25 protein-coding genes are annotated in these 26,603 nt (G+C 63.1%); 9 read left to right on the top strand and 16 right to left on the bottom strand.

What is annotated here, in order from left to right; translation table 11 throughout:
• The first annotated feature begins 207 nt into the window (after positions 1 to 207).
• Entirely contained in the window at positions 208 to 1,272 is a 1,065-nt protein-coding gene (locus tag AC5J09_RS10090) for a glycosyltransferase family 2 protein (protein WP_324764533.1), read from the top strand.
• 147 nt (positions 1,273 to 1,419) lie between these two features.
• The gene (locus AC5J09_RS10085) at positions 1,420 to 2,094 is read left to right on the top strand and encodes an HAD family hydrolase (protein WP_018096186.1); all 675 of its coding nucleotides are present in this window, start codon (positions 1,420 to 1,422) and stop codon (positions 2,092 to 2,094) included.
• 20 nt (positions 2,095 to 2,114) lie between these two features.
• Here the strand turns inward: AC5J09_RS10085 and AC5J09_RS10080 are convergent, their stop codons facing one another.
• Positions 2,115 to 2,300, bottom strand: coding sequence for a DUF2735 domain-containing protein (locus AC5J09_RS10080; protein ID WP_018096187.1), 186 nt, complete (start codon positions 2,298 to 2,300; stop codon positions 2,115 to 2,117).
• A 563-nt stretch (positions 2,301 to 2,863) separates the two neighbouring features.
• Between AC5J09_RS10080 and AC5J09_RS10075 the strand changes: the two genes are divergently transcribed.
• Both AC5J09_RS10075 and AC5J09_RS10070 read left to right on the top strand, forming a co-directional pair.
• The gene (locus AC5J09_RS10075; RefSeq protein ID WP_018096189.1) at positions 2,864 to 3,898 is read left to right on the top strand and encodes a glutamine synthetase beta-grasp domain-containing protein; all 1,035 of its coding nucleotides are present in this window, start codon (positions 2,864 to 2,866) and stop codon (positions 3,896 to 3,898) included.
• A 147-nt stretch (positions 3,899 to 4,045) separates the two neighbouring features.
• Positions 4,046 to 4,294 (top strand): DUF6065 family protein, encoded by a 249-nt coding sequence (locus tag AC5J09_RS10070; protein WP_494297535.1) that lies wholly within the window; start codon positions 4,046 to 4,048, stop codon positions 4,292 to 4,294.
• A gap of 41 nt (positions 4,295 to 4,335) precedes the next feature.
• On the opposite strand, the gene AC5J09_RS10065 is transcribed toward AC5J09_RS10070, so the two are convergent.
• The 5 genes from AC5J09_RS10065 to AC5J09_RS10045 all read right to left on the bottom strand — a co-directional run bounded on the left by AC5J09_RS10065 (position 4,336) and on the right by AC5J09_RS10045 (position 9,044).
• Positions 4,336 to 4,500 (bottom strand): hypothetical protein, encoded by a 165-nt coding sequence (locus tag AC5J09_RS10065; protein ID WP_198516669.1) that lies wholly within the window; start codon positions 4,498 to 4,500, stop codon positions 4,336 to 4,338.
• A gap of 166 nt (positions 4,501 to 4,666) precedes the next feature.
• Positions 4,667 to 6,184: a tripartite tricarboxylate transporter permease gene (locus AC5J09_RS10060; protein WP_018096191.1), complete on the bottom strand. Its 1,518-nt coding sequence runs from the start codon at positions 6,182 to 6,184 to the stop codon at positions 4,667 to 4,669.
• A gap of 125 nt (positions 6,185 to 6,309) precedes the next feature.
• Positions 6,310 to 6,801, bottom strand: a complete 492-nt coding sequence (locus AC5J09_RS10055; protein ID WP_275599429.1) for a tripartite tricarboxylate transporter TctB family protein — start codon at positions 6,799 to 6,801, stop codon at positions 6,310 to 6,312.
• Positions 6,798 to 7,742, bottom strand: coding sequence for a Bug family tripartite tricarboxylate transporter substrate binding protein (locus AC5J09_RS10050; RefSeq protein WP_018096193.1), 945 nt, complete (start codon positions 7,740 to 7,742; stop codon positions 6,798 to 6,800). Before AC5J09_RS10050 ends, AC5J09_RS10055 begins: the two co-directional genes overlap by 4 nt.
• A 234-nt stretch (positions 7,743 to 7,976) precedes the next feature.
• Positions 7,977 to 9,044, bottom strand: coding sequence for an ABC transporter substrate-binding protein (locus AC5J09_RS10045; RefSeq protein ID WP_324764534.1), 1,068 nt, complete (start codon positions 9,042 to 9,044; stop codon positions 7,977 to 7,979).
• Positions 9,045 to 9,121: 77 nt separating this feature from the next.
• Between AC5J09_RS10045 and AC5J09_RS10040 the strand changes: the two genes are divergently transcribed.
• Complete coding sequence (locus AC5J09_RS10040) at positions 9,122 to 9,799, top strand: response regulator transcription factor (protein WP_324764535.1); 678 nt, start codon at positions 9,122 to 9,124, stop codon at positions 9,797 to 9,799.
• A complete protein-coding gene (locus AC5J09_RS10035) occupies positions 9,796 to 11,187 on the top strand; it encodes a sensor histidine kinase (protein ID WP_324764536.1) in 1,392 nt (463 codons plus the stop codon). Before AC5J09_RS10040 ends, AC5J09_RS10035 begins: the two co-directional genes overlap by 4 nt.
• 153 nt (positions 11,188 to 11,340) lie before the next feature.
• Here the strand turns inward: AC5J09_RS10035 and AC5J09_RS10030 are convergent, their stop codons facing one another.
• From AC5J09_RS10030 to AC5J09_RS10020, 3 genes are all read right to left on the bottom strand, one after another.
• On the bottom strand, positions 11,341 to 12,291 hold the full coding sequence (locus AC5J09_RS10030) for a substrate-binding domain-containing protein (RefSeq protein ID WP_026168723.1): 951 nt from the start codon (positions 12,289 to 12,291) through the stop codon (positions 11,341 to 11,343).
• Between the two features lie 65 nt (positions 12,292 to 12,356).
• Entirely contained in the window at positions 12,357 to 13,367 is a 1,011-nt protein-coding gene (locus AC5J09_RS10025; protein WP_324764537.1) for an ABC transporter permease, read from the bottom strand.
• Positions 13,368 to 13,444: 77 nt separating this feature from the next.
• The gene (locus tag AC5J09_RS10020) at positions 13,445 to 14,971 is read right to left on the bottom strand and encodes a sugar ABC transporter ATP-binding protein (RefSeq protein WP_026168724.1); all 1,527 of its coding nucleotides are present in this window, start codon (positions 14,969 to 14,971) and stop codon (positions 13,445 to 13,447) included.
• Positions 14,972 to 15,241: 270 nt separating this feature from the next.
• Here AC5J09_RS10020 and AC5J09_RS10015 point away from each other — a divergent pair, with 270 nt between their 5' ends.
• Positions 15,242 to 16,267 carry a LacI family DNA-binding transcriptional regulator gene (locus AC5J09_RS10015; protein ID WP_324764538.1) on the top strand — a complete coding sequence of 342 codons (1,026 nt, stop codon included), beginning with the start codon at positions 15,242 to 15,244 and terminating at the stop codon, positions 16,265 to 16,267.
• 82 nt (positions 16,268 to 16,349) lie between these two features.
• Here AC5J09_RS10015 and AC5J09_RS10010 read toward each other — a convergent pair whose 3' ends face one another.
• The gene (locus tag AC5J09_RS10010; protein WP_324764539.1) at positions 16,350 to 17,246 is read right to left on the bottom strand and encodes a DMT family transporter; all 897 of its coding nucleotides are present in this window, start codon (positions 17,244 to 17,246) and stop codon (positions 16,350 to 16,352) included.
• A 168-nt stretch (positions 17,247 to 17,414) separates the two neighbouring features.
• Here AC5J09_RS10010 and AC5J09_RS10005 point away from each other — a divergent pair, with 168 nt between their 5' ends.
• Positions 17,415 to 18,305, top strand: coding sequence for a LysR family transcriptional regulator (locus AC5J09_RS10005; RefSeq protein WP_198516670.1), 891 nt, complete (start codon positions 17,415 to 17,417; stop codon positions 18,303 to 18,305).
• A 102-nt stretch (positions 18,306 to 18,407) separates the two neighbouring features.
• Positions 18,408 to 18,896: a GNAT family N-acetyltransferase gene (locus tag AC5J09_RS10000; protein WP_324764540.1), complete on the top strand. Its 489-nt coding sequence runs from the start codon at positions 18,408 to 18,410 to the stop codon at positions 18,894 to 18,896.
• 383 nt (positions 18,897 to 19,279) lie between these two features.
• On the opposite strand, the gene AC5J09_RS09995 is transcribed toward AC5J09_RS10000, so the two are convergent.
• The 6 genes from AC5J09_RS09995 to AC5J09_RS09970 all read right to left on the bottom strand — a co-directional run bounded on the left by AC5J09_RS09995 (position 19,280) and on the right by AC5J09_RS09970 (position 26,572).
• Positions 19,280 to 20,305: an ABC transporter permease gene (locus AC5J09_RS09995; protein WP_018096205.1), complete on the bottom strand. Its 1,026-nt coding sequence runs from the start codon at positions 20,303 to 20,305 to the stop codon at positions 19,280 to 19,282.
• 92 nt (positions 20,306 to 20,397) lie between these two features.
• Positions 20,398 to 21,939: a sugar ABC transporter ATP-binding protein gene (locus AC5J09_RS09990; RefSeq protein ID WP_275599423.1), complete on the bottom strand. Its 1,542-nt coding sequence runs from the start codon at positions 21,937 to 21,939 to the stop codon at positions 20,398 to 20,400.
• Positions 21,940 to 22,070: 131 nt separating this feature from the next.
• Positions 22,071 to 23,000: a sugar ABC transporter substrate-binding protein gene (locus tag AC5J09_RS09985; RefSeq protein WP_100671316.1), complete on the bottom strand. Its 930-nt coding sequence runs from the start codon at positions 22,998 to 23,000 to the stop codon at positions 22,071 to 22,073.
• A gap of 239 nt (positions 23,001 to 23,239) precedes the next feature.
• The gene (locus AC5J09_RS09980; protein WP_324764541.1) at positions 23,240 to 24,052 is read right to left on the bottom strand and encodes a TIM barrel protein; all 813 of its coding nucleotides are present in this window, start codon (positions 24,050 to 24,052) and stop codon (positions 23,240 to 23,242) included.
• A 197-nt stretch (positions 24,053 to 24,249) separates the two neighbouring features.
• Positions 24,250 to 25,137, bottom strand: coding sequence for an NAD(P)-dependent oxidoreductase (locus tag AC5J09_RS09975; protein WP_324764542.1), 888 nt, complete (start codon positions 25,135 to 25,137; stop codon positions 24,250 to 24,252).
• Between the two features lie 172 nt (positions 25,138 to 25,309).
• On the bottom strand, positions 25,310 to 26,572 hold the full coding sequence (locus AC5J09_RS09970) for a DUF2254 domain-containing protein (protein ID WP_324764543.1): 1,263 nt from the start codon (positions 26,570 to 26,572) through the stop codon (positions 25,310 to 25,312).
• Positions 26,573 to 26,603: the final 31 nt, after the last annotated feature.

Raw genomic sequence — 26,603 nt, 5'->3', positions numbered from 1 at the left:
GTGCCGCCGCTGCAGCGGTCACTCAAATGCCACAAAACTGGGGAGGCTCACGCAGGATCGAGCACGATCTTCGCCGCCCGCCCGGCGCAACCGCGCCGTTGTCTTCACCACAGCCCGAGAGGCTGTGCTTTCGGGACGGGCATCACCCTCAAGGACCTGCATGAGAAGGTTCGCCGCGACCAAAGCCGAAAAGCGAGGTTCACTGCGATGCATTCCATTCGAGACCATCTTCCTGTCTCCATCATCATAGCGAATTACAATTATGCGCGGTTCCTGAGCCGCGCGATCGACAGCGCCCTCGACCAGGACTACGCGCAGGTCGAGGTCATCGTCGTAGACGATGCGTCGACCGACGGGTCGGCGGAGGTGATCGCGTCCTACGGCGGACGGATCAAGGCCTGCCTGCGGGAGGAAAATGGCGGTCACGCAGCCGCTTTCAACACCGGCTTTGCGGCAAGTCGAGGGGCGATCGTTCTCTTCCTCGACGCCGACGACTATCTCTACCCGGCTGCCGTTTCCGAATTGCTTGCCCAATGGAGCGACGACACGGCCCAGATGCAGTTCCGGCTGCATCTGGTGGACGAGGATCTGCGCGTCAAGGACATCTTCCCGCCCCCGGAGGTCCCGTTCGACTCCGGTGACGTAACGCCGCAACTGGCGCGCCGCGCACGATATCAGACGACGGTCACCAGCGGACTGGCTTTTGCACGCTCGGCTCTCGATGTCATCATGCCGGTTCCGGAAGCCGAGTTCCGGCAGGGTGCAGACGGCTACCTTGTCACGCTCGCCCCGCTCTACGGGAAGGTGACGTCGCTCGAAGCCTGCCTCGGCGCCTACCGAATGCACGGCAGCAATCATTCTGTCTTCGCCGAAAAACTCGGGCAGAGGGCGCGCTGGCGGGTGGAGCATGATTTTCACCGACTGCATGCCCTCAACGAACAGGCGGCCGATGTCGGTCTATCGGTTTCGCCGAAAGCGAACCTGCGCGACCCGGTGCATCTGGAGGAGCGTCTTGCATCGCTCTGCGTGGACGGCGCACGCCATCCGGTGGCTGCGGATTCGAGGCTCGGCCTCGCCGCTCACGGTGCCGTCGCCAGCATGCAGATGAACGTCTCGCTGCGCCGTCGTGCCATGCTGGCAGCCTGGTTCGTCTCCGTCGGGCTGCTGCCGCGGCGCATGGCGCAGGCGGTCCTTTCATGGAAGCTCGTCGCTTCCTCGCGGCCGGCCTTCCTGACCCGGATTTCGAGAACCATTCGCCATGCGATGGGGTAGTTGCACTTGCACGCAGACGCGATCAGGGTTCACAAAGGAAAAGTAGACAGGCTGTCTGTTCGGCTGCGAAACCTGACCCATGTTTCCGCAGGTGACGGCGCCATGGCCCGTGCGTCCGATGGGACGCGCGTTACCGGGAGAAAGAGCATGCGCATCGAACCCGTCTTCCTGTTCGATCTGGACGGCACACTCGTCGACAGCGTCTACCAGCACGTGCTTGCCTGGAAGGAAGCCCTCGACGCGGAAGGGATCGACCTTTCGGTCTGGCGCATCCATCGCAAGATCGGCATGAGCGGCGGGCTCTTCACCGACCAGCTCCTGCGCGAGACGAATATGGAAATCAGCGGTGACAGGGTTGCGCGATTGCGTCAGCGCCACGCCGACGCCTACAGGCGGCAGGCAGACAGCATAAGACCGTTGCCCGGCGCGCGCGAGCTTCTAACGTGGCTCACCGATGCGAAGATCTCTTATGCGATCGCCACGAGCGGGCGGATGGAGACGGCCGCCGTCAATCTCGCCGCTCTCGGCGTCGATCCGGCGGTCGTGCCGGTCGTGACGCGAGACCTCGTCAAATATGCCAAGCCCGATCCGGATCTCTTTCTCGCCGCCGCCGAACAGCTCGGCGCCCCGATCGAGACGGCAGTGGTGGTCGGCGACAGTATCTGGGATATGCTGGCGGCGGTGCGCTGCCGTGCCCTGGCCATCGGCTTGCTGAGCGGAGGCTACGGACATGAGGAACTGCGGCAAGCCGGCGCCTACCGCATTTTCGACGACCCGGCCGATATGCTGCACCACATCGACGAGGTCGGCGGGCGGCGGTGAGCGGGAATGACCGCTCCGTTTCAGTGCTTCGTATCGTCGCTCAGGGCTTCTTCGTGATACCAGCAGCCATCGACGGCGGCGCACACGTCCGACGGTGCGAGGTCCAGTTTGCGCTGGGCTTCGGAACGCCGTTCCTCGGCCTTCCGTGACACAGCGGCCGGAAACTTCAGGATCGTCGCAGACTTGCCGTAAAGACTCGTGGCCATGCTCTGGTCTCCCGTGAGTTCTGGGGAGAAACATAGTGCAACCAGGCAGGATTTGCACATGATTTACGCGAATTGCCGAAATTTCGTTCAATTCCGTGCTGGAATTGCGAGCATTGTCCGGGGCATTCACGGATGCAACGGTCGCAAGTGCGATTTTTTAGGCAGCGGCGCCTGCCAAATAATTTTTGGGCAGAAATGTTCGGGCCGCGGACGCCGATAAGGATGAAAAGGAGAAGCGGCTCCAGGCACCTTTCCGCAAGTGAGGAGACCGCGGTATCGATTTGAATTGCTGCTTGTTTTCCTACCCAGGCCGGCCCCGAACCGCGTGAAAATGCCGGCCTTTGCGGGTCCCGCCGACGATCTTTTCCGGCTGCGTCCGCGGGGCGCGTCCGCGCCGATTCGCCCCGCCGCGGTGCCGCCGGCCGAAAAAAGTCTCTCTCCAGCGCCCAACTGGCACGCTTGATGCTTCATGGTATCCGATCCCTGGCGGTTGGGCGTTGTGTAGCGCTGAAGCTGTCAGGATTTGCTCAAACCATGCAGCACCACGTTAGAGAGATTCGCTAATGACCAAGTACAAGCTCGAGTACATCTGGCTCGATGGCTACACGCCCGTCCCAAATCTCCGCGGAAAGACGCAGATCAAGGAATTCGACGCGTTTCCGACGCTCGAACAGCTTCCGCTCTGGGGCTTCGACGGCAGCTCGACGCAGCAGGCCGAAGGGCGCAGCTCCGATTGCGTGCTGAAGCCGGTTGCGGTCTATCCCGACCCGGTCCGCACGAATGGCGCATTGGTCATGTGCGAGGTCATGATGCCGGACGGCAAGACGCCGCATCCGTCGAATACCCGTGCAACGGTCCTCGATGATGAAAGCGCCTGGTTCGGCTTCGAGCAGGAATATTTCTTCTACAAGAACGGCCGCCCGCTGGGCTTCCCGGAGCAGGGCTATCCGGCGCCGCAGGGCCCGTACTACACCGGCGTCGGCTACAAGAATGTCGGCGACATCGCGCGCCAGATCGTCGAAGAGCATCTCGACATCTGCCTGGCCGCGGGCATCAACCACGAAGGCATCAACGCCGAAGTGGCCAAGGGCCAATGGGAATTCCAGGTTTTCGGCAAGGGCTCCAAGAAGGCTGCCGATGAAGTCTGGCTGGCACGCTACCTTCTGCTGCGCCTGACGGAGAAATACGGCATCGACGTCGAGTTCCACTGCAAGCCGCTCGGCGACACGGACTGGAACGGCTCCGGCATGCACGCCAACTTCTCGACTGCCTATCTGCGCGAAGTCGGCGGCAAGGATTATTTCGAAGCGCTGATGGCCGCCTTCGAGAAGAACCTGCACGACCACATCAACGTCTACGGCCCGGACAACCACTTGCGCCTGACCGGCAAGCACGAGACGGCGCCGTGGGACAAGTTCAGCTACGGCGTGGCCGACCGCGGCGCCTCCATTCGCGTTCCGCACAGCTTCGTCAACAACGGCTACCGCGGCTATCTCGAAGATCGCCGCCCGAACTCCCAGGGCGACCCCTACCAGATCGCTTCGGTCATCCTGAAGACGATCGCGAGCGTGCCGACGGCGGTTGCCAAGGTCGCTTGATCTCTTGTTGGATGCCCGCGTGAGCTCAAAGCGCGCGGGACTGTAAAATCTTGGTGGCGCCGGCCAGTTTGCCGGCGCCATTTTTATTTGAAGATCTTCCCATTCCGGCGCCTTTTCACATTCCCTGCCAGTTCGTGACGGGGACCGTTGAACAGGCCGAAGGACGGCATCACAGCGCTGACGGATATCATCGGGACGGATTGGTCGCCCTGCACATTCACCATGAAATGGCAGTTCACCCGGGCAGGGCATGGGTCCGGTTCGAAGCGGCGAGCCGACCTGTCACACCTCGGCGCAACGGCCGGGAGGATCATTCGCGTCCGGTTGATGTTGAAGCCGTTCGGACGACGGTCGCAATGGGAGGGCAGTTCCCTGAAACAGGATCGCGTCGCCTGATGGCGACGCGATCCTGTTTCAGGCTGGGGACGCCGGGCAGGTCAGCCCCGGCGATTGCCCGGGAAGGCTGCGGGATCGATGCCGAGGGTGCGGAGATCCTGTGCTTTGGGGCGGCGATGGCCTTCGACGGCGGCGGCAGCAGCGGTTGCGGCGCCGAGTACGGCGAAGGCGCGGCCGATGAAGCCCATGCGGTTCTTGCTGGTCATCTCTTGCTCGCTTTCGTTTTCTATTCGATGAGCAAAAGATGGGTCCGGCGGGGTTGTTTTGCAATGCACAAAACCTCAGCCCAGCCATGCAGCGAAAGCAGGCCCGCACGCGTCCAGCAATAGGGGCGGCAGCCGGATCGGGGCCTGCCAGATCGTCGGAAGCCGCTCAGTCTTCGCTGGCGGCGAGTTGTGCGAGCACTTCGCCGCGGCCGCGAGCCCTGAGGATCAGCGGCACGACCAGCGCGAGCGCGGCGATCACCAGGAGCACGGCCGCGATCGGCGACGTGAAGAGCACGGTGATGTCGCCCTGGCTGATCGAGAGCGCCCTGCGGAGCTGCTGTTCGGCGAGCGGCCCGAGGATCAGGCCGACGACCACCGGCGCGATCGGATAGCCGAAGACGCGCATGACGTAGCCCAGCAGGCCGAAGGCCAGCAGCATGCCGAGTTCGAAGACCGAGGGATTGGCGCCGATGGTGCCGAGCGTTGCGAAGAGCAGGATGCCCGCATAGAGCCACGGCTTCGGGATCGTCAACAGCCTCACCCAGAGGCCGATCAGCGGCAGGTTGAGGACAAGCAGCATGAAATTGGCGATGAGGAGGCTGGCGATCAGACCCCAGACCAGCTGCGGATTGGTGGCGAAGAGCAGCGGCCCCGGCTGCAGCCCGTATTGCTGGAAGCCGGCGAGCATGATCGCGGCCGTCGCCGTGGTCGGCAGGCCGAGCGTGAGGAGCGGCACCAGCGTGCCTGCAGCGGATGCGTTGTTGGCGGCTTCCGGGCCAGCCACGCCTTCGATGGCGCCGTTGCCGAATTCCTCCGGATGTTTGGTCAGGCGCTTCTCCGCCGCATAGGAGAGGAAAGTGCCGATCTCGGCGCCCCCGGCCGGCATGGCGCCGATGGGAAAGCCGATGAAGGTGCCGCGCAGCCACGGCTTCCAGGAGCGCGCCCAATCCGTGGCGCTCATCCAGACCGAGCCCTTGACCGCTTCCACCTTGTCCGGGCCGCGGTCGCCTTGCGCGGCGATGAACAGCGTCTCGCCGATCGCGAACATGGCGACGGCGAGAGTCGTCACCTCGATGCCGTCGAGGAGGTCGGGCACGCCGAAAGAAAGGCGCGCCTGGCCGGTCAGCTGGTCGATGCCGATGCAGGCAAGGGTCAGGCCGACGAAGAGCGAGGTGAGCCCCCGCAGCGTCGAGTCGCCGAAGGCGGAGGAGACGGTGACGAAGGCGAGCACCATCAGCGCGAAATATTCGCGCGGGCCGAAGACGAGCGCCAGCTTGACGATATAGGGCGCAATGAAGGCCAGTCCGAGCGTGGCGATGAGGCCGGCGACAAAGGAGCCGATGGCTGCCGTGGCAAGCGCCGGACCGCCGCGGCCGGCACGCGCCATCTTGTTCCCCTCGAGGGCGGTGACGATCGAGGCGCTCTCGCCGGGCGTGTTGAGAAGGATCGACGTCGTCGAACCCCCATACATGCCGCCATAATATATGCCGGCGAACATGATGAGCGACCCGGCCGGATCGAGCTGATAGGTGACCGGCAGGAGCAGTGCGACGGTCAATGCGGGACCGATGCCGGGCAGCACGCCGACGGCGGTGCCGAGCGTTACGCCGATGAGTGCGTAGAGAAGGTTCATCGGCTGGGCAGCGACCAGCAGCCCCTGCAGCAGGAAATCGAAAGTACCCATGGTCGTCGGCCTTCTTTAGATCACGGTGATTCCAGGATCGAACCTGAAATCATGAACGTGATCGATCTGATAGGTTAAGAGCGGGATGCGGGCGAAAGACCGCACACACTTTTCCTGATCCCGCTCTAGAAGAACAGGCGTTCCAGCGGCCCTGCGGGCAGCGACAATTGCAGCAGCTTGGCGAAGACAGCCCAGACGATGAAACTGAACACGACGCCGACCGGCACGGTCAGCCACAATTTGCGTTTGCCGAAGCCGCGGGCCGTGAGGGCGAAGAGAATGCCGGTCGCGATCGAGAAGCCGAGCGTGTTCAAGAGCAGCATCTGCGCTGCAAGTCCGGCGACGATCCAGACAACCGGACCCGCCTGCTGGTGCTCGCGTTCGGGAAAGTCGCCCCGCCAGGCTTCGACCGCCGTCCAGACCGCAAGCGCGATGAGACAGCAGGCGATCGCGTAGGGCACGGTCATCGGCCCGACTTGCGAGTAGCCGGCAAGGCCGCTCAGGCGAGACACGTCCCAGAAGATCACACCGGCGATTGCTGCCAGAACGGCGGCGATGACCAGCGCCGCCCGGTCGGGGCGGCGCGTTTCGACGGAAGGGTTGTTCCCCTTGTTCATTTGACCAGCCCGATGTCCTTCAGGACGGTTTCCGTGGCGGAAATGTCCTTGGCGAGCTGCTCGTCGAAGGCGGCGCCAGCGAGATAGGTGTCCTGCCAGCCTTTGGTCTTCAGTACTTCCTGCCAGCCTGCGGATTTGGCAAGCTTCTCGATGTCGGCGGAGACTGCCGCCTTCTGTTCTTCCGTGAGGCCCGGGGCAGCGGCGACCATGCGCCAGTTTTCGACCACGACGTCAACGCCGGATTCCTTCAGCGTCGGCGCGTCGATACCCTCGAGGCGTTCGGCGCTGGAGACGGCGAGCAGACGGAGCGTTCCGGCCTTCACCTGGGACTCGAATTCACCGTAACCGGAAATGCCGGCGGTTACCTGGCTGCCGAGGATCGCGGCAAGCGCCTCGCCGCCGCCGGAATAGGCGATGTAGTTGATCTTGGTCGGATCGACACCAGCGGCCTTGGCAATCAGGCCTACCGCGATATGGTCGGTACCGCCGGCCGAGCCGCCTGCCCAGGAAACCGCGCCCGGATCCTTCTTCAGCGCCTCGACGAGATCTTTCATCGTCTGGATCTCGGAGGCGGCGGGAACGACGATCGCTTCGTATTCCCCCGTAAGCCGCGCGATCGGCGTCACGTCCTTGAGGGTGACCGGCGAGTTGTTGGTGAGGATGGCGCCAACCATGACGTAACCGCCGACGAGGAGCGCGTTCGGGTTGCCCTTCTGCTGGCTTGCGAACTGGGCAAGGCCGATCGTGCCGCCGGCGCCCGGAACGTTCTGGACCTGCACGTTGCCGGAAATGCCCTCCTGCTGCAGGACGGTCTGCATCGAACGGGCGGTCTGGTCCCAGCCGCCGCCGGGATTGGCCGGCGCGATGATCGTGTAGTCGGCGGCATAGGCCGGCAGAGCAATTGCGCCGGCGAGAATGGATGCGAGGAAGAAGTGTTTCAAGGTCGGTCCTCCGTGAGGCGCGCTTCGTCACGCGCACATTGATTATCGTTCGCGAAGGGGAGAAGCGGCTGGTCGACATCGACGGCGACCTTAGACCGGACTGGTGAATCCTCCCGATACGCTGCCGGCGGTCCGCCTCCACGGTTCGCCGGCGACCTTAAGCAACATAGAAAGCTGACATTAACCTGACATCAAGTCCGTTTCGCGTAAATGACTTGTTTGCCTGCTTATTATTCACTGCAGGCGCAGCATCTCGTTCCAGCGGGCAATCAGCCGCGCCCGCTTGACCTGGTCGAGATAGACCATCAGCCCGGGACTGACCGGTACGGGTTTCAACTGACCTCCGAGCATTTCCCGCATGGTGTTCGCGGTGTTCTCGCCGGCGACTTCGGGGCTGACCGCCGGGATCTGCAGCTCCCGCGCCATGATCGTCTGGCCCTCCTTCGACATGAAGAATTCGAGATAGCGGCGGCCAAGTTCGGGGGCGGCTGCGGCCTGCGGCACCAGCCCGATGCGCGACATGACGACCGTATAGTCCTTCGGCAGCACGATGCCGACATCGGGATGCCGCGATGCCCAGTCGGCCGCATAGGAGCCGAGGATGTTGTAGCCGAGCACGAAGCGCCCGTCCGAAATCCTCTCCAGGATCGCCTGACTGGTCGAATAGAGCTTCACTCCGGCCGACCCCATGGTGCGGATCACCGTCCAGATGTCGCCGAACTGCTCCTGGTCGCGCGACATGAAGAGGAAGCCGACGCCGGAGCGTTCGATGTCGTAGGTGCCGATGCGGCCGAAGACGGCGTTTCCTTTCCGCTTGAGGTAATCGACGAATTCGGCGCGCGTCGCCGGCGGCTGCTCGTGCCGAAAGCTCGGCTTGTGGTAGACGAAGACGGCCGGCTCGAAGGTGAGAGCGTAAGCCGTGTTGCGCCAGTTTGCCCAGGCAGGCCAGCGTCCGCTCATAGGCAGGTCGCTGCGTTGCGCATAACCGTCATTGCTGAGCTTGACCTGCAGGTCCATGGCGGAGGAAAAGGCGAAATCGGCGGTCTTCTCGCCGGCATCGGTCTCCTTGACGATCCTGTCGTAGATCTCGCCGGTCAGCATGTCCTCGTAGCGGACCGCGACATCGGGATTGGCCTTCTGGAAGCCGTCGATCATCGGTCTCGCCAGGGGTTCGTCGAGCGAGGAATAGACGGTTAGGACCGGTGCGGCGCCGTCACCGGAGAGAGCCGGGAAGAACGTCGGCGCGGCCTTGGCGACCGCGGCCGACAGGATCAAAAAAGCGAGAGAAATCAAGAACCGCATGAATTCACAATGCCTGAGAGCGCTGCCGTTCACAAGCAAGCTCGCGAGCGATAGAGTGATCCCGGGGAGAGGCGATATTGCGTATCTTGCTGGTTGAGGACAATCGGGCCCTGGCGGAGGGCCTTTCGACGCTTCTGCGGGGCAGCGGCTATGCCGTCGACTTCGTGAGCGACGGCGCATCCGCGCATGCGGTTGCCGCGGCCGAGAGCTTCGATCTGGTGATCCTCGATTTGAACCTGCCGGAGATGGATGGCCTGGACGTGCTGCGTGCCATGCGGGCACGGCAGAACCGCGCGGCGGTTCTCATCCTGACGGCGCGCGGTACGCCGGAGGAGAGGATCAAGGGACTCGACCTCGGCGCCGACGATTACCTGATCAAGCCTTTCGATATCGGCGAGTTCGAGGCGCGCGTGCGCGTCCTCCTGCGCCGGCAGGCGGGGTTGCGGGCCTCCGTCGTCAGCTATGGCAATGTCTCGCTCGATCTCACCTCGCGCAGTTTCTCCTCGGCAGGCATGCCGATCGAGATTCCGGCGCGCGAGCTCGGTCTTCTCGAGCTTCTGTTCATGCGCGCCGGTAAGGTCGTCGCCAAGGACGCCATCGTGCAATCGCTGACGGGCCTGGACGACGATCTGAGCCCCAATGCGATCGAGCAATATGTGAGCCGGCTGCGCAAGCGGCTGGCGCCCTTCGGGCTGACCGTACGGACCGCCCGCGGCATCGGCTATTATCTCGACAAGACGGCCGGTCCCGAATGACAGCCGCCCCCGGAAAGGTCGTCTATTCGCTGCGGCGCAGGCTGCTCGGCTGGCTGCTGATCTCGACAGCCGTGATCGGCGTCGTCGCGCTGGCGGATACCTACCGGGAAGCCGTCAAGACGGCAAATGCCGTCTCGGACCGGGTGCTTGCCGGATCGGCGCTGGCGATCGCCGAGCGCGTGGTCGTCGCCGAAGACGGCTCGTTACAGGTCGACATCCCCTATGTTGCGCTCGAGATGCTGACATCGGCGGCGCAGGACCGGGTCTTTTACCGGGTGGACGGCCCGCCCGGCGAGTTCATCACCGGTTATCAGACCCTGCCTTCGCTTTCCGAAAGCACCGGTCAATCGACGAGCTTCGCAGATGCCGTCTTTCGCGGCGAACCTATCCGCGTCGCGGCACTCAGACGCTCCGCCTCGACCGGGGTCAATTCCGTTCCCTTCGTCGTCACCGTCGCGGAGACGACGATCGCCCGGCGCCAGCTCGCGCAGACCATCATCATCCGCTCGGCCCTGCGCCTCGGACTGATGATCGCCGGGGCGGCGATGATCGTCTGGGTCGCCGTCACCTTTTCCCTGAGGCCGCTCTATCGGCTTGGCGATGCGATCGCCGAGCGCAGCCCCGACGATCTGCATCCGATCCGCGAGCAGGTGCCGAACGAAGTCCAGGGGCTCGTCGATACCGTGAACTCTTTCATGGTCCGCCTGCAATCGGCCCTCGATGCCCTGCGGCACTTCACCGGCAATGCCAGCCATCAGCTCAGAACCCCCCTTGCTATCATCCGCACGCAGCTTGCGCTTGCGCAGCGGGCGACGACGATCGAGGAAACCCGGGCGGCGGCGATGAAGGCGGACGAGGCCGTCGCCAATGCCGAGCGCATTCTCGCGCAGCTGCTGCTGATGGCCAAGATCGATGCCGCGGGCCGAGACGAGGCGCGGGGACTGGAGCGGGTCGAACTCGTCGGGCTTGCCCGCGCCGTCACGGCGGACCACGTACCGGCGGCGGGCGAAGCCGGCATCGATCTCGGCTTTGCCGGCGAGGGCGAGCACTGGATCCGCGCCGAGCCCCTGCTTATCGGCGAACTCCTGAAGAACCTGATCGGCAACGCGTTGCTTTATGCCGGCCGCGGGGCGGAGGTGACCGTGCGCGTCGGGAGCGGGGACCACGCGGTCCTGCTGGAAGTGGAGGACAATGGCCCGGGCATTCCGGCGGAGCTGCGCGAGGCGGCGCTCAAGCGTTTCCGGCGCGGCGGCGAGGAAGCCCCCGGTACCGGACTGGGCCTCCCGATCGTCGAGGAAATCGTCGGGCTTTACGGCGGGACCATGCGGCTGGACGAGGGTGACGCCGGTCGAGGGTTGAAGGTGGTGGCGGGTTTTCCGGCGGGGTGAGGCTGATTACAGGCGGCCGCGAAGGCGCCCACGGGCTACCCCCTCTGCCCGGCAGGGCAGAGGGGGTAGCCCGTTGCATAAACGCGAAAGAAAAAGACCCGCCCGAGGAGAAAGCCTCAGGCAGGCCGTGTCTTGATTAGCTCCGACGTCCGGTCAGAACGGCGAATCGGGGAAATAGAAGTCCTTGGCGTTTTCCTTGGTCACCAGCGTCGCGTCGATCGTGTAGGTGCCGCGAACCGGGACCTGGCCGTAGAAGTTGGCAACGGTCATTTCGAGTGCCGTGCCGACCATTGCCGGCGGGTAGAGCACGTCGACCGGGATCATCTTGTCGCCGTCCATGACCCGCTTGATCATGTCCTTCGAACCGGCTCCGGCGACCACATACTGGATGTCGGTGCGCTTGGCCTGATCGATCGCCTGCAGCACCCCGACGGCCATGTCGTCATCCTGACACCAAACGACGTCGATCTGCGGATACTTGGTCAGGTAGTCCTGCATGACCTTGAAGGCGTCGTCGCGATTCCAGTTGCCGTACTGGCGGTCCAGGATTTCGACCTTGGAGCCGGCGATGCCCTTGTCGAAGCCGTCCTGACGCTGCTGGTCGATCGGGATCGGCAGGCCGCGAATGACGACCACCTTGGCTTCCGGCGTCGTGGCCTTGATGTATTCGCCGGCGACCTGGCCGAGTGCCGGGTTGTTGCCGGCGACATAGAGGTCACGCACGCTGTTGTCGTTGGTCGAGGGCGCGCGGTCCACCAGCGCCACGAAGGTGCCCTTGCCCTTGATTTCCTTGATCGCATTGACCAGCGGATCGGGGTCGGTCGGCAGGATCACGAGGGCGTCGATCCCCTGGGTTTCGAGGTCCTGCACGGCGTTGGCCTGGCTCGCCGGATCCGGCGAGGTCTTGACGATGACGTTGAGGCCCGGATGCTGCTCCATGAGCAGCTTGGCAACGCGCTCGGCGTGGAACACGACGCCGGCGGTCCAGCCATGGTCGGCCGCCGGGATCGACACGCCGATCGTGACGTTCTTGTCTTGTGCATGGGCTGCACCCGTCAGTGCCATCATCGTGACGGCGGCAATGCCCATTAATCCCTTTCGCATGCTTCTTCCTCCCAATGATTCTAGGTCTTGGTTGATGTGGCCGGATCGCGCTCGATCCGGCTTGGTCACGATTTGCGTACCAGCGAGCGCTGGACGAGCATCGCGATGATGATGATCGCACCCTGCATCGCGCCGATCAGGTATTCGCTGATGAAGTTCGACAGGAGCATGATGTTTCCGACCAATTCGAGAATGAAGGCACCGCAGATCGTGCCCCAGACGCGGCCGGCGCCGCCCTTGAGCGCCGTTCCGCCGACGACGACGGCGGTGATGGCCTGCAGTTCCCAGAGGATGCCGGTCGTGGCCGAGGTGGAGCCGAGGCGCGGCACGTAGAGCAGCACGGCGACGGCGACGCAGAGACCCTGGATGACGAAGGCGATGGTGCGCACGCGATTGACGGCGATGCCGGAATAGCGAGCCACGTCGCTGTTGGAGCCGACCGCGACCACGTGCCGGCCGTAACGTGTGCGATAAAGGATGAAGGCGGCGACGGCAGTGACCGCGAGGATGATCGCGATCGGCACCGGCATGCCGAAGATGCTGCCGAAATAGGCCGGGCGATAGAGCTCCTGTATTTCCGGCTCGCGCAGGGTGATCGCGCCGCCTTGCGAAAGCCAGGTGGTAAGGCCGCGATAGATGCCCATCGTGCCGAGCGTCGCGATGAAGGGCTCGATCCTGCCGACCGTGGTGATCAGCCCGTTGGCGAGGCCGCAGGCGCTACCGGCGACGACCGCAAAGAGAACCGCGGCCGTGAGCATCAGTGCCGGATCGGCAATCACGCCGGAATTCATGAACAGGATCATCAGGCTCGCCACGAAGGCGACCATCGAGCCGACGGAAAGGTCGAGGTCGCCCGCGGAAATGACGAAGGTGGCGCCAACAGCGATGATGGCGATGAAGGCGCTGCGGGTGGCAACGTTGGCGAGGTTGTTGAGACTGATGAAGTTGGGGTTGACCATGGCACCGACGATCAACAGCAGTGCAAGGGCGGCAAACGGCGCCACGGCCCTGAGATCGACGTCCCGCCACGTCCGGCGGTGCGTTGTGCTTTGGATGCTTTCCTCGTTCACGCTCATGTCCAGATCAACCTCTCCCGCCCCCGAGCCGGGGGAAATCCTTTTCCTGTGCCTGCCTTCGCCGCGCGTCCAAGCGGTCAGGCGGCAGCCATTTTCTTCAGTCCGGCTGCGTAGCGCATGATCTCCTGCTCGGAGATCTCGTCTCCTTCGAGCATGCCGACGATGCGTCCCTCGCGCATCACCGCGACCCTGGTGCAAAGCCCGATGACCTCGGGCATTTCCGAAGAGACGACGATGATCGAGCGGCCGTCGCGCGCGAGCGCCGAGATGAAATGATAGATCTGCTGCTTGGTGCCGACGTCGATGCCGCGTGTCGGCTCGTCGATGATGATGATGTCCGGTTCCGTTTCCATCACCTTGGCGAGCAGCAGCTTCTGCTGATTGCCGCCGGACATGCGCCTGGCGACGACATTGCCGTCGCGCACGCGGATGTCGAAGCGGCGGCGGGCCCTTTCGAGCGCAGCCGCCTCGCTTGCCGGGCTGAGATAGCCGATGCGGGCATGCCGGCCGAGCGACTGCAAGGTCAGGTTCGTCGTCATGCCGGAGTTGAGCAACAGGCCTTTCGCCTTGCGGTCCTTGGTCATGTAGGCAAGACCGCGCCGGTTGGCCGCGTGCACGTCGCCTGAAGGCGCGGTCTCTCCACGGATCGTCACCTCGCCCGACAGGCGGGGCCTGAGGCCGGCGACCGCTTCCATGAGTTCGGTGCGGCCGGAGCCGATCATGCCCGAAAAGCCCAGTATTTCGCCTTTGCGCACCTCGAAGCTGGCGTCCTTCACATAGTCGGTCGAGACGGCGTCGACTCGCAGCACGACCTCTTCGTCGACGTTCGGCTCATTCTTGGCGGGATAGAGACTCGACATTTCGCGGCCGACCATGAGCTGCGCAATCGACTCGCCGTCGAGCATCGATGTCGCGGCGGTCTTCACCCACTGCCCGTCGCGCAGCACCGTCACCCGGTCGGTCAGTTCGATGACTTCGTCGAGCTTGTGCGACACGAAGACGAAGCTCGTGCCTCTATCGCGCAGCTTGCGCACCTGCCGGAAAAGGAAGTTGGTCTCCTCGCGGGAGAGAACGGCCGTCGGTTCGTCCATGAAGACGATCCGCGCGTCGCGGCTGATGGCCTTGGCGATCTCGACCATCTGTTTTTCGGCGATTGAAAGACTGCCGATCAGCGCGTTGGCGTCTACGTGGCAGCCGAGCAGATCGAGAACCCGGCGCGCCTCCGCGCGCATATACTTTCGGTCGAGCACGCCGAAACGGGTCACCTCGCGACCGAGAAACAGGCTTTCGGCAACAGTCAGATGTTCGGCGAGATTGAATTCCTGATGAATGATGACGATGCCCAGCGCTTCGGCCGCGCCGTTTGCGGGAAGCGTTACCGGCTGGCCATCGAGCAGGACCTCGCCCGAAGACGGCTGCTCGAACCCTGAAAGAATCTTGACGAGGGTCGACTTGCCGGCGCCGTTCTCGCCCATCAGGGCATGGATCTCGCCGGCGCGAAGCTCGAAATTGACACTGAAGAGCACCTGCACGCCGCTGAATGACTTGCTGATCCGCCGCGCCTCCAGCACGACGCGCGCGGCGTCTACCGTCTCCGGATTCATCGATTTCCCCCATTGCGGCTCCCGACCGCCCATGGACGTTATGTAAACCTTTACACTACCGATGTAAAGGTTTACATAACGGCATGCACAGGAATTTGCCGGACCGCCTTTGACGTTGCCCGCGGTGTGTGTAGTGTCCCGCCGTGTACAGCGCCGCGCGTTCTTGTCAGACACGCAAAGTCCGCCGTAGCAGATTGATTAGCTGCTTGTTTTTATCTCTAAATCGGGATTTAGGGAAACACGCAGTAGGGAGACGCAAGGCAGAGCGCAGTGTCGGATTCCACGCCCGCAACCATCGAAGACGTCGCCAGGATCGCTGAAGTTTCGATCGCGACGGTATCGCGGGCAATCCACAACCCGGAGAAGGTCGCCAAATCCACGCGGCTGAAGGTCAACCAGGCGATCGCGATCACCGGTTATACGACCAATGCCATGGCTCGCAGCCTGCGCCTCGGCCGCTCGAACATGATCCTGGTCGTCGCCCCGGATATCGGCGATCCGAACTTTTCGAGCATCCTGGTCGGCCTGGAAAACGAGGCACGGTCGCACGGATACGGCGTGCTGATCGGCCATACCCAGAACGACGCCCAGCGCGCGGTCGAATATCTGAAGTTTCTCAACTCCAACCAGGCGGCGGGTCTGATCCTCTTTACCGGCATCCTGCCCTTCGGCCACGAGACGATAGCGGCGCGGCTGCCGCCGAGCGTCGGCATATTCGAGCCCGTCTTCAACGGCGGCATACCCTATGTGGGTGTCGACGATGTCGAGGGCGCCCGCAAGGTGGTCGACCTCCTCATCGCCGAAGGTCATCGCAAGATCGCTTTCATCGGCGATTCGCGGACCCGCCTTGCCTATAAGCGGCGGCGCGCCGGCTATGATGCGGGCCTCGATGCGGCGGGGGTGCCGGCGGAACTTCGGCTGGTCCAGGAGGGCGACGGCACGCTCGAGAGCGGCAGGGCTGCCGTCGAGCGGCTCTTCGTGCGCGACACGCTGCCGACGGCATTCATGTGCGTCAACGATCAGACGGCACTCGGCGTGATGATCGGGCTGAAGACACGCGGCTATGACATACCGCGCGATTTCTCGGTCACAGGCTTCGACGACGTGCCGCAGGCGACATTCATGACGCCGGCTTTGACGACGATCCGCCAGCCGCGCACGCTGATCGGCAAACACGCCATGGCGCTTCTCTTGGAGCTTCTCTCCGACCGCAGCCCGGCCGAGACCGAGATATTCCTCAGGCCCGATCTCGTGGTGCGAAACTCCGTATCTTCGCCGTCTGCACGATGGGGTTGAGAAGGCTTCACTGCCGCTGCCCCGCTTCAGCCTGTGGAAACACGCAGTTCCCCATCAAAGATTCTTGAGGGCTCAGCCACGCTCAGCCGCGCGAAGTCATCCAAACGCCGACCAGCGTCACCGTCAGCCCCACCAAGACAGCCGGGGTCAGCGGCTCGGAAAACAGCGCCCAGGCCCACAGCATGGTGACAGGCGGACTGAGATAGATCGCAGCGCTGACCTGGGCCACCGGGAAGAGACGCAAGCTCGTGTAGTAGACCGAATAGGCGGCAAAGGTTGCGAACAGAACCAGCCAGACCATCCCCACGCCGAAAGCGGGCGTCAACGGCGGGGCGAGGTTCCCTTGCATCATAGCGCACAGCCCGAACAGCACCGAACCGGTGAGGGTATGGATGCAAAGGCTCTGGTGCACGGGCATGTGCCGGGTGCGCTGTCGCTTGTGCAGAACCGAGGCGAGCGCAAAAACAAGCATGGAGCCCACCGTCAATCCATAAGCCCACAACGGGGCCGTGCCGATGCTGAGGCTGTCGAACGAGACGATCAGCACACCGAGAACGGCGATTGCCGTTCCGAACCATTGCCGCGCGCTCAGGCGTTCGCCCAAAACGGGTTGCGACAGCGCGGCAATCGCCAACGGCAAGAGGTCCGAGATGAGTGCGACCAGTCCTGTCGGAACCCGCTGTTCGATGGCCAGTGCGAAGCCACCGAGATAAAGGAAGACCGACATGACGCCGAACAGCATCTGTTCCACGACGCCGCGCATCCGCAGCCGCGGACCGATGATCAGCGCGAAGGGCAGCAGGATCACCCCCGACAAAAGCGTGCGCCAGAACAGAACCAGCATTACGCTCGCCTCTTCGCTTGCATAGCGAATGCCGACGAAGCCGGAACTCCAGCCGACGACCAGTAGCGTCGCCATGAGGGGCCAGAGGAGACGATGCTGTTTCGCTGCGGGCAGCGAGATGGGCTGGTGGGTCATGGCGCTCTCGGGCGTGTCGTTCGTTTTCCAGCCTTAGGTGGCGGTGATCCCTTTTGCACATGACAAATTTCGATAACAACATGACATCGCAGCCGGATCGGCAATGTGAAATTGCCAAATTGGCACTTGGTCCGCATAATTCACGCAATATTCATGACGGGGATCGCGATGAAAGAGCTCAACGGCCGACGTTTGGAAATCGATGCGCTGCGCGCCTTGTGGGCGATCCGCCATCACGGGGGGATCACGCGCGCGGCCGAGGCCCTGGGTTTGTCGCAGTCAGCCGTCAGCCACAAGGTCAAACGGCTCGAGACGAGCCTCGATTGCGACCTGCTCGGCCGCAAGCCGGGGGGAGCGATGTTCACCGCGGCCGGGGAGGATTTGCTGGACTATGCCGGGCGAATCCTCGGGCTGCATGACGAGGCGCTTCTGAGTTTGTCGAAAACGTCGCTCAAGGGGCGCATCGCTCTCGGCCTGACCGAAGACACCGCCTGCAGCGATCTTGCGCGCATATTAGCGAGATTTCGCCGCCTGCATCCTCACGTCGCCGTCCGCACCAAGGTCCGCATGAGTTTGGTCCTGCGGGCAATGCTGGATCGGGGCGAATTGGAGGCTGCGATCCTGCAGGTCTTCGCTCATGAGGTCCGACCGACCGACGTCGTCCTGTTCCGCGAGGAGCTTCACTGGGTCAAGCATCCGGAATTGTCGCTGCCGCAGCAAGGCCCGATACCCTTCCTGTCCTTCGATGACGAATGCTTCTACCGAAGATGGGCGCTCGATATCGGACAGGATGGAGGGGTGGTTCTTGAAACCGTGTTCGAATGTGCAAGCGCGGCCGGCATCGTGGCCGCGGTAAATTCGGCCATGGGCGTAGCGCTTCTGAGCGGCCGCCACCTGCGCCCCGAGATGCAGATCGTCTCCGAGCACCTGCCGGCGCCGCCTGCCTTGGCCTATGTCGTGCGCCGCGCCAGGAAGGCGAGAAATTCCGCGCTCGAAACGCTCGTCGCCGAAATCGAGAAGGAAATCAGTCGTTACGGAGGGCTCGTCCTGGCGAGCTAGGTGGTGGCTCATAAGCGCTCAGCCAGAGTCGCATGGCAGCGAGCCTGGCTGAAGCGAGGTAGGGCCTGTTTCTACCGGCCAGCGACGTGCTAAGTTCGTTGAATGACGGCGGCCGACCGATACAGTTTTCGCAAAGCGACGGTGAATGATCTCCCTTTGCTCGCAGCATGGCGATCGAACCCGCATGTCCGCGCATGGTGGGGCTCGGACGGGTCGCACGATGCAGCAGACCTGGCTGACCCTCGCGTGGCGCGTTGGATTGTTTCAACCGCCGAACGCCCCTTTGCGTTCATGCAGGACTATACCGTCCACGGCTGGGAAAATCACCATTTCGCCAAGCTTCCCAAGGGATCGCGGGGGATCGATCAATACATAGGAGACCCCGAAATGATCGGGGTCGGGCACGGGACAGCATTTATCGGGGCGAGAATGAAGGCTCTCTTCGATGCGGGGGTACCGGTTATCGGCACCGATCCGCACCCGGCCAATGAACGGGCGATTGCCGTCTACAGGAAACTGGGTTTCGAGCCGTTCGGACCACCTCAAGAGACGCAGTGGGGCTTGATTTTGCCAATGACTGCGAGGCAGTGAGCGGCACACCATCAATCGCCCTCGACCGCTGAGACATGGCCGGCAGCGCAGTACCTGTCCTAACGTTGGCGGGAGCTGAAGAGGGCCGCCGTTTCGCGGGTCTGGACCCGCATCATCGCGCTCCAGAGCTGGAGGAGGAAGCTGGACCGGGCGTGTTTCGCAAGCTGGCGCTGCGAGGACATGGTAATTCTCCGATAGTTTTTCATTTCGGCGATATAGTCTATCGGCGCAGCGGAAGCCATAGGGCAGCCAAAGGGGCTGCCTTGCAAGACGAGCATATGTCATTCGCGACAATATAGCGGCCCAGTACCATGACGAGAAAAGAAAAGGGCCGGGATGAATGTCTTCGTCCCGGCCAGTTCTTTCGAGGAGGAGCAGTATTTTTATGCTTTTTTGCGGCCTTTCTGGCGATAAACGTCGACGACAACCGCGGCGACGATGATGATGCCCTTGACGATCTCCTGGTAGTAGGCGTCGACCCGGAGGAAGGTGAAGCCGGACGTCATCACGCCGAGGATCACCGTGCCGATCACCGTGCCGGTGATGCGGCCGACGCCGCCGGTGAGCGACGTGCCGCCGATGACGGTCGCGGCGATCGCGTCGAGTTCGTACATGACGCCCATGCCGGCCTGTGCCGTCTGGGCGCGGGCGGCGGTGACCACGCCTGCGAGGCCCGCAAGCATGCCGGCGATCGCATAGACCTTCACCAGGTGCGCTTCGACATTGATGCCGGAGACGCGCGCGGCCTGGACATTGGCGCCGATCGCGTAAGTGAACTTGCCGTAGCGGGTGTAGCGCAGCGCGATGTGGAATATCAGCGCCACGACGAGGAACACGATCACCGGCCAGATGCCCGTGCCGATGAAGTTGAACTGCTCGGTGAGGCCCGAGACCGGCTGGCCCTTCGTGTACCACTTGGAGACGCCGCGGGCCGAAACCATCATGCCGAGCGTGGCGATGAAGGGCGGGATCTTGGTCCTGGCGATGAGCTGGCCGTTGATGAAGCCGGCAAGAAGACCGATCCCGACGCCAAGGCAGATCGGCACGATGGCCGGCAGGTCGGTCAGGGACGGATAAAGCGCCCGCGGCCAGGTGGAGGCCTGCGCAACGCTCGCCGAGATCATCGCGGTCATGCCGACGACCGAACCTGACGAGAGGTCGATGCCGCCCGTGATGATAACCTGCGTGACGCCGACGGCGATGATGCCGATCACCGATACCTGCAGGATCATGATCGTCAGGCGCTGCGAATTCATCAGGAAGCTCTGGCCGACGAAGAGCCAGCCGAGAACCTCGTAGACGAGCGCGATACCGATCAGCACCAGGAAGATGTTGAGCTCGGGCGGCACGCGCCGTCTCGAGCGGGCGAGGGATGAGCTCGTGCCCTGTGCTGCGACATTGGTATTCATCTTCTTTCCTCCCTGCGGTCGGCAGTTCGCCTTGATCGGTTCCAAAGGTCGGAGCGGAATGCGTGCGGAAGGCCGCACGCACTCATCCCGCTCTATCGCGCCGCAAGCTCCATGACCTTGATTTGGGTGGCTTCCGCCCTGTCGAGAAATCCGGTGACCCGGCCCTCGTGCATCACCATGATCCGGTCGCTCATGCCGAGCACTTCCGGCATTTCCGACGAGATCATGATGACCGCGACGCCGTTGCGGGCGAGCTCGGTCACCAGCCGGTGGATCTCCGCCTTGGCGCCGACATCGATGCCGCGCGTCGGCTCGTCGAGGATCAGGATGCGCGGATTGGTGAGCAGCCAGCGGCCGATCAGCACTTTCTGCTGGTTGCCGCCCGAGAGATTCTCGACGCGCTCCTGCAGGTTCGGCGTCTTGACCCGAAGCTTGCGGCTCATCTCCTCGCAGGCGGCGGTGACCTCCCTCTCGCTGACGAAGCCGCGCTTGACGAATTTGTCCTGCAGCACGGCGATCTGCATGTTTTCGAGAATGTCGAGGATGAGCAGACAGCCGGTGTCCTTGCGATCCTCGGTCAGAAACGCCATCCGGTGGCGGATCGCCTTGTTGGCGCTGTCGATCACGACCTCTTTCCCGTCGATCGCGATCGTGCCCGAGCTGGCCGGCGTGACCCCGAAGAGCGTCTCGGCGACGTTGGAGCGACCGGATCCGACGAGGCCTGCGACGCCGAGGATCTCGCCGGCGCGCACATCGAAGGAGACGTCGCGGAAGACGCCGTCGAGGGTCAGGTTCTTCACCGACAGCACCACGTCGCCGATCGGCACCTCCTCCTTCGGGAACATCTGGGTGATTTCACGTCCAACCATCATGCGGATGATGTCGTCGCGGGTGACCTCGTTCGAGAGGTGGGTGCCGATATATTTGCCGTCGCGGAAAACCGAGAACTCGTCGGCGATCTCGAACAGCTCGTTCATCTTGTGGGTGATGTAGACGATGCCGATACCCTGCGAGCGCAGGTCACGGATGATCTCGAACAGATGGGCCACCTCGCGTTCGGTGAGCGCCGAGGTGGGCTCGTCCATGATCAACACGTCGGACTCGTAGGAGACCGCCTTGGCGATCTCGACCATCTGGCGGTTGGCGACCGAGAGGTGACGGACCTCGATCTCGGGATCAAGATCGATCTTGAGCCGCTCGAAAAGCTTTGCCGTCATGCGGCGCATCTCGCCATGGTCGACGAAGCCGAAGCGGTTCTTGGGTTCCCGGCGGATCCAGATATTCTCGGCGACGGTCATGAAAGGCATCAGGTTCAGTTCCTGATGGATCATGGCGATGCCGTTCTCGAGCGCGTCGAGCGGCGACTTCAGCCGGATGCCGGCGCCCCTGAGTTTCACCTCGCCCTGGTCGGGATGATAGATCCCGGCGAGGATCTTCATCAAGGTCGACTTGCCGGCTCCGTTCTCGCCCATGAGCGCATGCACGGTGCCGCGCTTCAGCTTGAACTCCACGTCGTCGAGTGCGACGACACCCGGAAACTCCTTGCGAACGCCTTCTGCAGTCAGAAGGTATTCGGATTTCGGAACGGCGCCGCTGGCGCGCACGGCTGCCATTGTCGTGGGACTGAGTGTCATTCTCGTTGCCTCCCATGTTCCGGTTCAACCGGAATGTCCACGCGGTGGCGGAGCATGCCTTCTTCGGTGCGAACCCGAAGCAGGCGTGGCGTTCGGGAGCGCGGCATTGCGCGCGCCCCCGGCAGCGCCGGTCAGTTCTTCGCCTGATATTGCTCCAGGTTCTCCTTCGTGACGAGTTCGAAGGGAATATAGACCTTTTTCTCCACTGGCTCGCCCTTGGCGAGCTTCAGCGCGGCGTCTACCGAGCCCTTGCCCTGGCCGGCTGCATTCTGGAAAACGGTTACGTCGAGGTCGCCGGCCGCCATGGCCGCGAGCGCGTCCTGGGTTGCGTCGATGCCGCCGATGACGACGGAATCCATCGAGCGGCCGGCCGCCTTCAGCGCCTGGATCGCGCCGATCGCCATTTCGTCGTTGTTGGAGATGACGGCGTCGAATTCGAGGCCGGCGGAAAGCCAGTTCGTCATGAGGTCCGAGCCCTGGGTGCGCGACCAGTTCGCGGTCTGCTCCTCGACGATCTCGATGCCCTTGCATTCGTCGGTCGCGATCACGTCGTGGATGTCCTTGGTGCGCATGCGGGCAGCCTGGTTGGAGAGTTCGCCCATCATGACCACGGCTTTGCCCTTGCCGCCCAGCATCTTGCAGATTTCCTTTGTCTGCAGCGTGCCGGATTCCTGTTCGTTCGACGCGACGAAGGCCTGCTTGTCCGGAAGCGTATCGACGTTCACCGGCTCGCGGTTGACATAGACCAGCGGAATGCCGGCATCCGCGGCGATCTTCGACATTGCGGCGGTCGCATCGGTGTCGACCGGGTTGACGATGATGGCATCGACCCCGGCGGCGATGAAATTCTGGATCTGGCTCTGCTGTTTGGCGACGTCGTTCTGCGCGTCTTCGACCTGCAGCTCGACGCCGTCGAGCGTCTTGGCGTAATCCTGCATGCCGGTGCGCAGCACCGTCAGGAAGTTGTCGTCGAAGAGCGCCATCGACACGCCGATGGTCTCCGCATGCGCGGCCGTCGACATCACGACGGCCATCGCAGTGCCTATGAAAAATTTCTTCATTGTTCTTCTCCTCCACTTGGTGCCGGCCACACCTTCTTCGGCCGGGAACGCGACCTTCTTCCCGAGATCGCGTTCAGACTTCGACCGGAAGCGGCACTCCCGCTACGCTTCCGATCAAAACGGAATAAAAAAACCAGTGTTTTGACATTACGGAATATGTATTCCATTTTATCGGGATGCCGTCAAGAGCGCCCGGGCGCGCCGGTTTGGAATCCAGCTCTTTCCACTGCCGGTGGCGATCAGCTCCGCGACCGAAGGTAGTCCATGCTCTCTCGCAGGGCGTCCGCCGGGTCCGCAAGTCCGTGCACCGAAGGGGCAAAGGGCTCGAAGGAAAAGGGGCCAGCATAGCCCTCGTCCCGCAGCCGGCGAATCTGGCCTTGATTGTCCAGCCTGTCGGCGGCGTCGACGAGAACGCGATGCGGATCGCGCATATCCGAGACGGCCAGGTTTTCGTCGATGACGCCGGAGATGTGTACGAGGCCGGTGAGATCCGCAAAAAACTGGTCTTCGCCAGCAAGGTGATGGTGGAACGTGTCGTGCACCAGGCGGAAGCTCGATTGACCCGAGACTGCCCGGATCGCTTCGGCGGCCTCCGCCTTGGAGCGCAGCGAACAGACCTCGAAGCCGAGCGGCTCCACGAGACCGGTGACGCCGGCCGCGTCGAGCATCGGCTTCAGCGCCGCAAGCGCCTGCCGAAGGTTGGTTTGCCGCAGGCCGTCCTCCTTGCCGCTGCCGTCATTGACGGGCACCAGCACCAGAGCCTTCACACCGCAGTCGCGTGCATAGGAGATGAGTTCGCGCGCTTCGGCTGCCCGTTGCTCATTCCATTCGTTGAAGCGCTGCAAGGCATTGATCGAGACGATCGTCAGACCGTGCTTCTCCGCAAGGGCTTTCACCTCCTCCGGAGGCGTCCCGTCGGCAATGGCGTTGGCGGTCAGGTCGTTGCGGATTTCGACCAGGGAAATGCCGAGCGATCTCGCAAGCGAGAAGAACGCGTCGACCGGGAGGCCGGGAGCGGCCATATGGTTGAGGGCGAAGGGGAGGGCGGTCATGCCGGAAGTCTCCTGGGGGAATAGTGATGCGGTGATGCCGGAACGTTTGTTCCATTTGCCGGCGCAGCCACATTCACCATTCCGCGAGACGCAGTCAAAGGCGCAGATCAGCGGCAATGTTGCATCCCTGCAAGATTGCATTTCACCGCTGATGGAATTCTGTCATGGCGCCCGGCGAGGGGCGCTCGCCCGCGCTTTCACTCGAGACCGTTCGCCTCGGCGATGAAATCCGACAGCATCGGCACATAGTCCTCGCCGCGGCCCGCGCCGACCGCCTGTGCAAATGAGTTCCGGACGGCCGCCCCCACCGGATTGGCGGCGCCGGCGGCAATGGCGTAGCCGGCAAGATAGCTCATGTCCTTGAAGCCGTTGCGGATCGCGAATTTATGGGCGTTCGGGTCGCGTTCCAGGACCCAGCGGAAGAAGGTCTGATAGAAGGGGCAATCCATCCGGCCGCCGCGAATGACGCTGTCGAAGACCTCGGGCGTCAGCCCGGCCTTGCGTCCGAGCATCAGCGCTTCGGAATAGAGCGCCGCGTAGCCCATCGACAGGAAGTTGTTGAGCAGCTTCATCGTGTGACCGGAGCCGGTCGGCCCCGTGTGAATGATCCGACCGGCGAAACATTCGAGTACCGGCCACACGCGCTGTACGTCTGATTCCGCGCCGCCAACCATCACATCGAGCGTGCCCGCGGCGGCATCGGCCGGCGTACGGCTGAGCGGCGCGTCGATCAGCGTAAGGCCGCTTGCCGCGAGATCTGCTGCAAGCTTCGTCGTGACGGAGGGATCGGATGTGGAACAATCGACGATGGTGACCGGCCTGCCCGCGCTCGCAATGCCCTCCGGGCCACCGATGACCGAAAGGACCTCAGGCGAGCCGGTAACGCAGAGGACGATGACGTCGCATTGCTCCGCCATCTCGCGCGGCGTCCTGACTTCGCGTGCGCCCTCGGCAACGAGCGTCTCCACCGGCGCCCGATTGCGATGCGCCATCACCTGGAGCGGCCAACCCTTTTTCAGAATATTTGCCGCCATCCCTTGGCCCATCAATCCGAGCCCGATGAAGCCTATGTTCGATTTCGTCATCTAATCGCCTCCTCTACCTTCATGTTCCGGACGTTGAACGACTGTATCCGCGATCTTAGAGAATTCGAGCGGGATGCGGGCGGAAAACTGCGGGCGCCTTTTTCCGGAATTCGTCTAGCGGGACTTTTCCATGCGGCCATAGCGTGTTCATGTTCTGGGACACCGGTAGTTGTCAGCCATTCCCGACCTTGTCAGCCTCCCGCCTCAGCCTCTGCAGATCGCTGGCAATGCCAAGTGCCGCTTCCGCTCGCTCGAGCGCTTCTTTCGAATGCCGCATGGCTGCATCGCGAAACCGGTCCTGGTTGAATTTGGCGAGCGTGCCGAACGCCTTCTGGAGGCGGACTCCTATTTCGACGATAGCAGCGCCGTCCCGCGCGATCGGCGTGAACAGATCGTCGAACACTTCGTCGAGCTCGATCGCCGGCACGTAGACCTTTGGATACAGCACCTCGTCCTGCAGCGCCTTCTCCACGGGCTCGGTCCAGACGGCCAACACGCGCAACGCACGGCTGATGACGTCGATGGCGGTCCCGGGGTCGTTGACGGCCGGCGACAGGGCGCGCGACGCTATTTCAGCCAGCACCGCCGCTCCGAACCTCGGATCCTGATCGAACGAACGCGTATCTCCCACCGAGAAGCACCTGGCGATCTCGGCAAGGACATGCTCGTCCTGTGCGCCATCGACGGAAGCGACGGGCCGGTTTGGATCGACAAGCTGGCCCGGTATCAACCGGACGAATATGCAGGTCTTCCTATCGCTCGCGATGGCGGAAAGCCCGCTTACGTCGAGATGCTGGATGTAGCCGATCCTGTCGATAAAGACCGGCGTGGCGGATGCGGGGATGCGTGCGGCATCGTCCAACCGGTTTCCGCCGAGGTAAGGTCGTAGCCGCCGCGATCGCATTGCCTCGATCGTGACCGCCTCGACCTGTTCCGTCGTCTCGGTAACGCGTCCGAGGCGCGATAGATGATCGATCCAGCGCAGCAGCGTCACGATGATCAGGACGATGACGCCGATCGTCACCACGAACAGAATAAGGCGGCCCTGGTCGCCGTAGGCGCCGGTGCTGAGAGCGATGATGCCGACGAGGCTGAACAGGAACGACCCGATGAAGGTCGCGAGCACGTTCTGTGTCGTGCTGTCTTCCATGAGAAGCTTCGTTGCCCGTGGCGTAACGCTATTGGTTGCCGCCGAGTAGGCCGATACCATCGTGCTTAGCGAAAATGTCGAGACCGTCAGCATGCTGGAAGCGATGATCCCCAGCACGTTGTCGACTGCGTGCGCCCCTATTCGGTTCGGAAGGTCTCGCGGAATGAACGGGCCAAGGAAAATTGCGATGAGTGCGGTTATAATCGCAAGAATGGAGAAAAGCGTGGCTCGAAACCAGATCCGCCGCGTGATCTGCGAAAACAACCATGTCCATCGCGATGTCATCAAACTCGTCCACTTACGATCAGCTCTGATC

Source organism: Sinorhizobium sp. (assembly GCF_059070375.1).
Note: the sequence above shows the minus strand (reverse complement) of the source record. Positions and strands in the feature narration are given on the sequence as shown.